Genomic DNA, 11753 nt, shown 5'->3' with positions numbered 1-11753 from the left:
TTCCGAAATGCAAATCGCCGACGCACTGCCATGGCAGCGCGTCGGCGATTTTTTTGTCGCCCGTCGCTCAGGCGCTCAGTGCATCGACACCATCCTGCGCACGCGAGCGCGCCGGCATCGTGTCGCTGACGATGCGCCCGTTGTCGAGCTTCAGCAGCCGGTCGGCGAGATCGAAGTAGCGGTCGTCGTGCGTGATCACGATCACGGCCTTGCCGCGCGCGCGCAGCTCGGGCAGCAGCTGCTCGTAGAACACGGCCTTGAACGACGGGTCCTGGTCGGCCGCCCATTCGTCGAACAGGTAGAACGGCCGGTCTTCCAGATAGGCGACGACGAGCGCGAGCCGCTTGCGCTGACCGGTCGACAGCGCGCGCGTCGAGAACGCGCCGTCGACCACCTTCACCTTGTGGTCGAGCGCGAGCTTCGCGACGAGCGCGTTCGCCCGTGCGTCGGCCTGTGCGCGCGACGGATCGTCGGGATCGACGATGCCGAGCAGCGCGTCGAACAGGTGGAAGTCGTTGAATACCGCGCTGAAGCGCTGCCGGTACGCGGCGCGCTCGCGCCAGCCGATCGTGCGGCCGTCGACCTCGATCGTGCCTTCCTCCGGTTCGTAGAGCCCCGTCAGCACCTTCGCGAGCGTCGTCTTGCCGCTGCCGTTGCCGCCGACGATGAACACGAGTTCGCCCGGCTTGATCGTCAGGTCGATCGGCCCGATGCTGAACATCCGTTCGTCGCGTTCGTGGAAGTACGCATGCGTGACGCCGCGCAGCGTGACGGCGCCGGCCGGCGGCACGTCGGGTGCGTCGGCGGCGGGCGGCACCGTGCGCAGCGCGCCGAATTCGGCCATCACGCCTTCGATCCGCGTGAGCGACACGCGCGCGGCGTTGACGGTCGGCAGGTTGTTCAGCAGACCGTCGAGCGGCACGAGCATGAACAGGAACACGACGACGTAGCCGGCGGCGGCGGCCGGGTCGGCATGCACGCCGAGCTGTGGCCAGAACGACGCGACGCCGAGGAACACGTAGAACAGGAAGATGATCCAGCCGACCCCGACCGCGTATGCGCTGAACGCGCGGCGGCGGTGGTCGCGCACTTCGCCGATCGCGGCGCCGAGCTGGCCGTCGACGAACTGGCGGGCACGCGCGTCGTGCAGCTTCAGTTCCTTCGCGCCGGAGAACAGCGAGCCCAGATAGCCGAACAGGCGGTCCTGCGCGTGGCCGGCCGCCTCGAGCGACGCGATCGCGCGGCGGTCGCCGGTGTGATAGCCGAGCGAGCCTGCGATGATCGCGGCCAGCGCCAGCAGGCACACGGGCCACGACAGCCAGGCGAGATAACCGAGGCAGCCGAACACGATCGAACCGTGCATGACCAGGTTCGGCAGCGCGAAGAACAGCATCGACACGTTGGTCGCGTCGTCGGTCAGCACCGACTGCACGGGCGCCGCGCCGATCCGCTCGATGTCGCGCAATTCGGCGGCGCCGACGCGTCGCGCGAGATGGACGCGCAACCGCGCCATCGTGTCCTGCGACAGGCGGGCGAACAGCGTGCCCGACACGATCCGCGTGACGAGCGCGATCACCGCGCACAGGGCGAAGCGCCACGCGAGCGATGCATCGGCCGCGCCCGGTTGAGAGAGCGCGCGGTTCAGCGTCGCGACGAGCAGCACGCTCGCGACACCATTCAGGACGCACGCAGTGAGCGCAAGCGTGAGCGACACGCGGCTTTCGCGCAGCAGCGCAAGGATCAGGCGCGCCGCGGGGCGGCCGGGAGAGGCGTCGAGGGACGGCGGGGAGGAAGGCTCGTGGGCGGCTGTCATCGGCAACGTCGGTAAAGGGAAGGCAGGCAAAAACGCGGAAACGGTGAATCTGACGCGAAAGCGGCGGGCGAGGCGGGGCCCCGTTCCGGCTTCCTCCCTGATAGACGAACGGGGCACGCAAATATTTAGCGGCACCGTCAAAAAAATGCGGCCGCACGCACTTTGCGTGCAAAACGGTAAAAAATCGGCCGCGTCGTTCGTCACACCAGTGAAGCCGCCCCAAGCGGCCCCGAGACTTGGCCGAAGCGGCCGGACCGAAGGACTTCACGCACATGACGAGTTTCCCGACTGCGCTGCATCACCGAATCCGCGAACTGGCGCGCATCGCGCCCGACGCACCCGCGATCGCGGTTCCTTTCCAGAATGACCTGCGCCTGTCGCGCGGCGCGCTCGACGCGCGGGCGGCGTACCTGGCCCGGCAACTGCGCGCGGCCGGTGTCGGCGCGGAAGTGCGGGTCGGCGTCTGCGTCGAGCGTTCGTGCGAACTGTTCGTCGCGCTGCTGGCCGTGCTGAAGGCGGGCGGCGTGTTCGTGCCGCTCGATCCGCGCCATCCCGCCGCGCGCCTCGACTGGATCGTCCAGGATGCGCAACTGCGGCACGGCATCGTCGACGCGGCCGGCCGCGCGGCGCTCGGCACGCCGTTCGAACATGCGTTTGATCCGGCGGCGGCATCGGGCGAGCAGGATCTCGTCGCCGGCGACGAAGCCGTGCCGGTTCACCCGCGTTCGGCCGCCTACATGATCTATACGTCGGGCTCGACCGGCACGCCGAAGGCGGTCGTCGTCGAGCACGGACCGCTCGCCGCGCATTGCGCCGCGCTCGCGGCCGCGCTGCCGATCGAGGCCGGCGACCGCCTGCTGCATTTCGCATCGGTCAATTTCGACGCCGCGCACGAATGCTGGCTCGCGCCGCTCGCCGTCGGCGCCGGCATCGTCGTGGCGCCGCCGCAGCCGTTCGCGCCGGACGCCGCGCATGCGCTGCTCGTGCGCGAGTCGGTCAACGTCGCCGCGTTCCCGCCTGCCTACCTGCGCGAATTCGCGGCCGTCGCCGCGCGCGACGGCGTGCCGCCGGCGCTGCGCGTGCTCGCGTTCGGCGGTGAAGCGCTGCCGCAACAGGCATTCGAGTTCGTACGCGGCACATTTCCGTCGGTACGACTGATCAACGGCTACGGGCCGACCGAGGCCGTGATCTCGCCGATGCTGTGGCCGGTCGAGCCGGGCGAGACGCCCGTGCTGGCGGCCGACGACGCGTATGCATCGCTGCCGATCGGCCGCGTGATCGGCCCGCGCGTCGCGCGCGTCGACGGCGCCGCGGCCGATGGCGTGGGCGAGCTGCTGCTCGGCGGCGTCTGCGTCGCCCGCGGTTATCACGGTCGCCCGGCCTTGACGGCCGAACGTTTCATTCCCGATGCGCAGGGTGAACCCGGCGCGCGCGTCTACCGCACCGGTGACCTCGCGCGGCTGCGCGACGACGGCGCATTCGATTATCTCGGCCGCCTCGACGATCAGGTCCAGGTGCGCGGCGTGCGCGTGGAGCCGGCGGAAATCGCCGCGTGCCTGCGCTCGCACCCGGCCGTGGCCGACGCGGCCGTGGTCGCCGAAACCGGCAACGGACCGACGCGGCTGATCGCGTGCGTCGCGCTGCGCGGGGCGGCCGACGATGCGGCGCTGAAAGCGCACGTGGCCGCGCAATTGCCGGCCGCGTGGCAACCGCACCGCTTCGTGCGGGTCGATGCGTTGCCGTATACGTTGAACGGCAAGATCGACCGTGCCGCGCTGCGCGAACGGATTGCCGCCGCGCGCGACACGGTGCAAGGCGCCGGCGATGCGCCGCGTACGCCGACCGAGCGGCAGCTCGCCGCCCTCTGGCAGACGCTGCTGGGCCTTGACGTCATCCCGTCGCGTGACGACCGGTTCTTCGCGCTGGGCGCCGATTCGCTCGCCGCGATGCAGCTGCAGGCCGCGATTCGGGCGACCCTGCGCGTGAACCTGCGGCTCGACACGCTGTTCGCCGATCCGGCGCTGGCCGAACTGGCCGGGACGGTCGATCGGGCGGAACGCGAGACCGGCGAGCCGCTGGCCGCGATTTCCGCCCGTCGCGCCGCGGCCGATCCGGCGGCATCGGGCGCGCCGCATGTCGACCGTGCGGCCTCGCTTGCGCAGCAACGTTTCTGGGTGCTCGCGCAAACGCGTGACGCGAGCGCCGCGTATCACATCGCCGCGCACTGGACGATCGACGGTGCACTCGCGCGCGACGCGCTGCAGCGCGCGCTCGATCACGTGATCGGGCGTCATGAGGCGTGGCGCACGACGCTCGTCGACAACGACGACGGCATCGTGATGCAGCGGATTCATGCGCATCTGCCGGTGCCGATCGCCGATATCGACCTGCGCGACCAGCCGCCCGCCGCGCGCGACGCACAAGCCGCGCGCCTCGCCGAGCGCGACGCGGCCGAGCCGTTCGACCTCGCGCGCGGCCCGCTGCTGCGCGCGACGCTCGTCGCGCTCGCCGACGATCGTCACCGCCTGCTGTTGACCGCGCATCACGCGATCACCGACGGCTGGAGTTCGCGCTGCGCGTTCGACGAACTGTCGGCCGCGTACCGCGCGTACGCCGAGGGCCGCGAGCCGTCGCTGCCCGAGCTGCCGATCCAGTACGCCGACTACGCGGACTGGCAGCGCGACATGCTGGCCGGCGGCGAGGGCGAGCGCCAGCTCGACTACTGGCGCGGCGCATTGCGCGACGTGCCGGGCCCGCTTGCGCTGCCGGTCGACCGCCAGCCGGGCGCCGTGCGCACGCTGCAGGGTGCGCGCGTGTCGGTGCGCCTGCCCGACGCGGTCGCGGCAGACGTGCGGCAACTCGCACGCGACGCGCAGGCGACCGTCTTCACGGTGCTGCTCGCCGCGCTCGACGCGTGGCTGTCGCGCCTGACCGGCGCAACGGATGTCGTCGTCGCGGTGCCGGTCGCGCATCGCCAGCGCCCCGAAACGCGCGCGCTGCTGGGCCTGTTCCTGAATACCGTCGCGCTGCGCGTGCAAGTGGCGCCCACGCTGCCGTTCCGCGCGCTCGTCGACGCGGCGCGCACGGCGGCGCTCGATGCGGTCGCGCACCAGGACGTGCCGTTCGAGCGCGTCGTCGATGCGGTGAAGCCGCCGGTCAAGCGCGGCGACGAATGGCTGCGGGTGAAGTTCGCGCAACAGTTCGATGCGCGGCACGACAGCGTGCTGCCGGGCGCCACGGCAGTCGCGACGCCGGGGCCCGATCTCGCCGCGCGCTTCGATTTCGCGGTGGATTTCACCGACGACGCGAACGGGATCGAACTGGTCGCCGCGTACGCGACCGACTGCATCGACGCGGACACCGCGCGTGCCTGGCTCGACAGCTATGCGGCGCTCGTCGGCGCGGCCGCGCACGATCCGCAACACCCGACGGCCGTACTGCCGTGCGACGCGTCGGCAAGCTCGCGCCAGCCGCGCGACGGGCGCGCACTGCGCATCGAGCATGCCGACGTCGTCGCCGCGTTTGCGCGGCAGGCGGCGGCCTACCCGCATCGCGTCGTGCTGTCCGACGCATCGACCTCGCTGACGTTCGCCGAGCTCGACGACGCGTCGAACCGCGTCGCCCGCGCACTAACGCAGCGCGGCGTGGCCGCCGAGGCGCCCGTGATCGTCTGCGTCGAACGGTCGGCACGTTTCGTCGTCGGCCTGCTGGGCGCGCTGAAGGCCGGCGCGCTCGCCGTGCTGCTCGATCCCGCGCAGCCGGCCGCACGACTCGGTGCCGCGGCGGCCGACTGCGGCGCACGCTGGGCGCTCGTGGCGGACACGGCCGCGTGGCCGGCCGGCATCGATACGCAGCCGCTCGACGTCGACACGCTCGCGCAGGATGCGACGCTCGCCCACGCGGCCGGCGTGCGCGTCGCGCCGCATCCGGAGCAGGGCGCGTACCTGATCTACACGTCGGGCTCGACCGGCACGCCGAAGGGCGTCGTCGTGTCGCACGGCGCACTGGCCGACTACGTGCAGGGGATGCTCGATGAACTCGCGTTCGCACCCGACGCCTCGTTCGCGATGGTGTCGACCGTCGCGGCCGACCTCGGCCATACGACGCTGTTCGGCGCGCTGTGCGCCGGCCGCACGCTGCATCTGCTGCCGGCCGCCTGCGCGTTCGATCCGGACCAGTTCGCGGACGAAATGCGCCGCCGTGAAGTCGGCGTGCTGAAGATCGTGCCGAGCCACCTGCAGGCGCTGCTCGACGCGCGCGTGCCGGCCGACGTGCTGCCGCGCCACGCGCTCGTGACGGGCGGCGAGACGCTCACGTGGGCGCTCGTCGCGCGCCTGGCCGCGCTCGCGCCGGCCTGCCGCGTGATCAACCATTACGGGCCGACCGAAGCGACGGTCGGCGCGATCGCGTGCGACACCGCGTCGATCGCCGCCGATGCGCGCGACCCCGCGAGCGGCGTGCCGCTCGGGCTGCCGCTGCCGAATGCGCGTGCGCTCGTGCTCGACGCGTTCGGCGCCTGCGTGCCCGCCGGCGCGACGGGCGAGCTGTATCTGGGCGGGCCGGGCGTCGCGCGCGGTTACCTCGGGCGCCCGGCGCAAACCGCCGAGCGTTTCGTGCCCGATCCGTTCACGCCCGGTGCGCGGCTGTATCGCACGGGCGACCGCGTGCGACTGCGCACGGATGGCCGTCTCGCGTTCCTCGGCCGTATCGACGACCAGGTGAAGATCCGCGGCTACCGCGTCGAGCCGGGCGAGGTGAGTGCGGCCGTGCGCGCGGCCGCGCCGGTCGCGCAGGCCGAAACGCTCGCGATCGAGCACGACGGCCGCCTGCGGCTCGCGACGTTCGTCGTGATGCGCGACGACGCGGCCTTCGACGAAGCCGCCGTGCGCGCGGCACTTGCCGCGAAGCTGCCCGACTACATGGTGCCCGCGCAGTTCGTCGCGCTGGCTCGCCTGCCGGTGACGGCGAACGGCAAGATCGATCGCGCGGCATTGCGCGAGCTGGCTGCCGCGCCGGTTGCGGTTGCGTCCGGCGATGCGCCGCGCGGTGCGGTCGAAACCGTGCTCGCCGACGTCTGGCAGGCCGTGCTGAAAGCGCCGAAGGTCGGCCGCGACGACAATTTCTTCGAACTCGGCGGCGATTCGATCCTCGTGCTGCAGGTGATCGCCCGTGCCCGCAAGCGCGGCGTGCGCTTCACGCCGAAGCAATTGTTCGACGGCCCGACGGTGGCCGAACTCGCGCGCATCGCGAAGACCGACGACGCGGCCGCCGCCGTCCAGCCCGCGAGCGCTGCCGCGACGCCGGTGGCCGCATCGGTCCTGACGCCCGCGCAGCAGCGCTTCTTCGCGCTCGACGTTCCGCATCCGGGCCACTGGAACCAGTCGGTTGCGTTCGACGTGCGCGGTGCATTCGACGCCGACGCATTCGCGCGCGCATTCGACGCGCTGCTGACGCATCACGACGTGTTCCGCCAGCGCTTCGCGCGCGGCGCGGACGGCGTCTGGCGCGCAAGCGAGGCAGCCAAGCCGTACGACGCATTGCCGTTCGTCGAAGTCGCCGCACGCGACGCAGCCGACGGGCTCGCACGCTTCGACGCGCTGCAGCGCCGTCTCGACCTCGGCCGCGGGCCGCTCGCCTGTGCATGCGCGGCGCGCCTGCCGGACGGCTCGACGCAGCTGTATCTGGCGATTCACCACGCGATCGTCGACGGCGTGTCGTGGCGCATCCTGCTCGACGACCTCGACACGGCCTACCGCGCCGCATGCGAACGCACGCCGGTTCGCCTGTCGCAGCCGGGCCTGCGCGCAGACGCATGGGCCGCGCGGCTCGCGCGTGCCGCGACGGAACCGGGCTCGCCGTTCACGGCGGAGGCCGCATACTGGGCCGGCATGGCGCAGGGCGACGACGTCGTCCCCGATCATCCGGACGCAACGGCCACGAACGCCGATGCGGCCGTCGTCGTGCAGACGATCGACGCGGCATTGACCCGCGCCGCGTTGACCGACGCGCATGCCGCCTATCGCACGCAGACGATCGAGCTGCTGGGCGCGGCGCTCGCGCTGGCGCTGGCCGGCGCGCGCGACGCCGCTGCGTGCCGCGTCGAACTGGAAGGACACGGCCGCGAAGCGCTGTTCGACGATGCGGACGCGAGCCGGACGATCGGCTGGCTGACGAGCCATTACCCGGTGACGCTGCCGGTCGCGGCAACCGCGCGCGACACGCTGTGCGCGGTCAAGGACACGCTGCGCGCCGTGCCGCACAAGGGGCTCGGCTTCGGCGTGCTCGCGCACTACGGCGATGCGGCGACGCGCGCGGCGCTGGCCGCCGTGCCGCGCCCGCGCGTCACGTTCAACTATCTCGGCCAGTTCGACGCGCCGCGCGATGCCACGCTCGTACCGCGCTTCGGCGGCACCGGCGTCGAGCGCGATCCGCGGGGGCCGCTCGGCAACACGCTCGCGATCCACGCATACCTCGATACGGACCGCGACGGCGCGCGCACGCTCAAGGTGCACTGGGTCTACGGTGCGCCGCAGTTCGAGCGCGCGACGATCGACGCGTTGGCCGAACGCTTTGCGTCGGCACTGCGCGAACTCGTCGACGCGTGCGCGTCGCGCATCGCGCATCGCGGCGCCGGCGCGACGCCGGGCGATTTCCCGCTCGCGCAGGCCGCCGGGCTCACGCAGGCCGCGATCGAACGCACGCCGCTCGACTGGCGCGCGATCGACGACGTGTATCCGCTGTCGCCGATGCAGCAGGGCATCCTGTTCCACGCGCTGTTCGCACCGGGCCACGCGAGCTACGTGAACCAGCTCGTCGCGACCGCGACCGCGCTCGACGCCGACCGGCTCGCGACGGCGTTCGACGCGTCGATCGCGCGTCACGACATTCTGCGCACGAGCGTGATGCCGGACGAAGCCGCGCCGCTGCAGTGCGTGCACCGCCATGCGCGGATCCCGGTCGAGCAGCTCGACTGGCGCGAGCGCGGCGACACGCTCGACGCCGATTTCGACGCCTGGCTCGCGGCCGACCGCACGCGCGGCTTCGACTGGCGCGAGCCGCCGCTGATGCGGCTGACGCTGATTCGCGTGTCGGACGACGCATGGCGCGTCGTGTGGACGCGTCACCATGTGCTGCTCGACGGCTGGAGCACGGCGCGCCTGCTCGCGGACGTGCTGCGCGACTATCGCGACCCGGATGCCGTGTCGCCGTTCGCGAGTCGTCCGGCGCTGCGCTACCGTGACTTCATCGCATGGCTCGGCACGCGCGACCGCGACGCCGACGAGCGTTTTTGGACCGGGCGTCTTGCCCGCCTGGATGCACCGACGCTGATTGCCGACCGGTCGGCCGATCGCGCCGAGGCCGAGATGGTCACGTGGCGTGCGACGCTCGATGCGCACGCGCTGGCGCGCGTCGCGCAGACGGCGCGCGCGCTGAAGCTGACCGTCAACACGCTGGTGCAGGGCGCCTGGGCGCTCGCGCTGCAGCGGATGACGCACCAGCCGGCCGTCGCGTTCGGTGCGACCGTCGCGGGCCGTCCCGACGCGCTCGCGGACGTCGACTCGGTGCTCGGTCTGTTCATCAACACGCTGCCGGTCATCACCGCACCGGCGCCGCAGCAACGCGCGGCCGACTGGCTGCAGGCGCTGCAGCGCGAGAACGCGGCCGCCGCCGAACATGCCCACACGCCGCTGGCCGACATCCAGCGCTGGGCGCGCGGGGCAGGCGGCGCACTGTTCGATACGCTGGTCGTGTTCGAAAACTACCCGGTCGACGACACGGCGCGCGACGCCGATCCGCGCGCGCTGGCATTGAGCGGCGTGCGCAGCATCGAGGCAACCGATTTCGCGCTGACGCTCGTGATCGAAAGCGGCGCCGAACTGACGATCGACTACGGTTACGACACCGCACGTGTCGATGCGCGTCAGGTCGAGACCTGGCATCGTGCGTTCGCATGTGCGCTCGATGCACTGGCCCGTACGCCGGACGCGCTGCTCGGCACGCTGTCGATCGCCGACGCCGCCACCCGCGACGCACTGGCGCATGCGCAAGACACCGCGCATGCGTGGCCGATCGCGCAACGGCAGCCGCTGCACCTGCAATTCGCCGAGGCGGCGCGGGCGACGCCGGACGCGATTGCACTCGAATACGCCGACGTTCATGGCGGCGTGCATCGTGCGACCTATCGCGAGCTCGACGTGGCAACCTCGCGCATCGCGGCCGCGCTGCGTCGGCGCGGTGTGCGGCCCGACACGCCGGTCGCGCTGTGCGTCGAGCGTTCGTTCGACATGGTGATGGCGCTCGTCGGCGTGCTGAAGGCCGGCGCCGCGTACCTGCCGGTCGACCCCGACTATCCGGCCGAGCGCATCGCGTACCTGCTGCGCGACGCGCGGCCGGCCGTCGCGATCACACAGGCCCATCTGCGCGAGCAGGTCGAGGCCGCGCTGGGTGAAGGCGCCGACACGCAGTTGCTGACGGTGGCGGACCTGCTTGCCGATGCGGCGGACGAAGCGGACGGCGCGCCCGCAAGCGGCACCGCCGCGATCGACGACGCACGGCTCGCCTACCTGATCTATACGTCCGGCTCGACCGGCAAGCCGAAGGGCGCCGGCAACACGCACGGCGCACTCGCGAACCGGATTGCGTGGATGCAGCACGCGTACCGGCTGACGCGCGACGACGTCGTGCTGCACAAGACGCCGTTCGGTTTCGACGTGTCGGTCTGGGAATTCGTGTGGCCGCTGGCGATCGGCGCGAAGCTCGCGATCGCCGCGCCGGGCGACCATCGCGACCCGGCGCGTCTCGCGGCCGCGATCCACGCGCACGGCGTGACGGTGCTGCATTTCGTGCCGTCGATGCTGGCCGCGTTCGCCGCTCATCTCGACGACTTCTCGGCCGCCGCGCAATGCGACAGCGTGCGCCTGATCGTCGCGAGCGGCGAAGCGCTCGCGCCCGAACTCGTCGCGAAGATGGCGCGGCTGCTGCCGAATGCCACGCTCGTGAACCTGTACGGACCGACCGAAGCCGCGATCGACGTGTCGCACTGGACTTGCGGCCCCGACGACGCGAATGCGGTCGCGGTGCCGATCGGTCATCCGATCGCGAACCTGCAGCTGCACGTGCTGGACGCCGCGTGGCAGCCGGTGCCGGCTGGCGCGACAGGCGAACTGTACCTGGCGGGCGCCGGTCTCGCGCGCGGTTATCTCGGCCGCCCGGCGCTGACCGCCGAGCGCTTCGTGCCCGATCCGTTCGTGCCGGGCGCGCGCATGTACCGCACCGGCGACCTCGCGCGCCGGCGCGCCGACGGCGCGCTCGACTACCTTGGCCGCGTCGACACGCAGGTGAAGCTGCGCGGCCAGCGGATCGAGCCGGGCGAGATCGAAGCGCTGCTGCGCGCGGCGCCCGGCGTGAACGATGCGGTCGTGATCGTGCGCGACGAGCAATTGATCGGCTACGTGGCCCGCGGCGATGCGGGCCCGCTCGACCGCGCGGCGTTGCTCGACGCACTGCGCGCGCAACTGCCGGCGTACATGGTGCCGTCGCAACTGATCGCGCTCGACGCGTTGCCCGTCACGCCGAACGGCAAGTGCGACCGTCATGCGCTGCCCGCGCCGGTGCGCGACACGGCCGAAGCCGTCGAACTCGCGACCGACACCGAACGCGCGCTCGCGGCAATCTGGCAGCGCGTGCTGCACGTGGACGCGATCGGCCGCGACGGCGATTTCTTCCTGCTCGGCGGCCACTCGCTGCTCGCGACGCAGGCCCACGCGCAGGCCAACCTGCACTGGGGTCTTGCGCTGCCGCTGCGCACGCTGTTCGACACGCGCACGCTGGCGCGCTGCGCGGAAGCGATCGACGCGGCCTGCGCGGCGCGCGGCGAGACCGATGCGGCGAGCGCGATCGACGCGCTGCTCGGCGAACTGGAAACCCAATAAGGACGACG

General features: G+C 72.0%; 2 protein-coding genes. One reads left to right on the top strand and one right to left on the bottom strand.

Translation table 11 applies throughout. The annotated features are described in order from the left end of the window. Positions 1–67: 67 nt before the first annotated feature. On the bottom strand, positions 68–1813 hold the full coding sequence (locus AC0KUR_RS19510) for a cyclic peptide export ABC transporter (RefSeq protein WP_034186920.1): 1746 nt from the start codon (positions 1811–1813) through the stop codon (positions 68–70). A 272-nt stretch (positions 1814–2085) separates the two neighbouring features. Between AC0KUR_RS19510 and AC0KUR_RS19505 the strand changes: the two genes are divergently transcribed. Next, the gene (locus AC0KUR_RS19505; RefSeq protein WP_473376320.1) at positions 2086–11745 is read left to right on the top strand and encodes an amino acid adenylation domain-containing protein; all 9660 of its coding nucleotides are present in this window, start codon (positions 2086–2088) and stop codon (positions 11743–11745) included. Positions 11746–11753 lie beyond the last annotated feature (8 nt).

Source organism: Burkholderia sp. YHN3-13, assembly GCF_055810675.1.
This window is presented reverse-complemented; position numbering and strand designations above follow the sequence as displayed.

Coding starts and splice junctions, on each gene's coding strand:
- AC0KUR_RS19505 (WP_473376320.1), top strand. CDS start 2,086: ATGACGAGTTTCCCGACTGCGCTGCATCACCGAATCCGCGAACTGGCG.
- AC0KUR_RS19510 (WP_034186920.1), bottom strand. CDS start 1,813: ATGACAGCCGCCCACGAGCCTTCCTCCCCGCCGTCCCTCGACGCCTCT.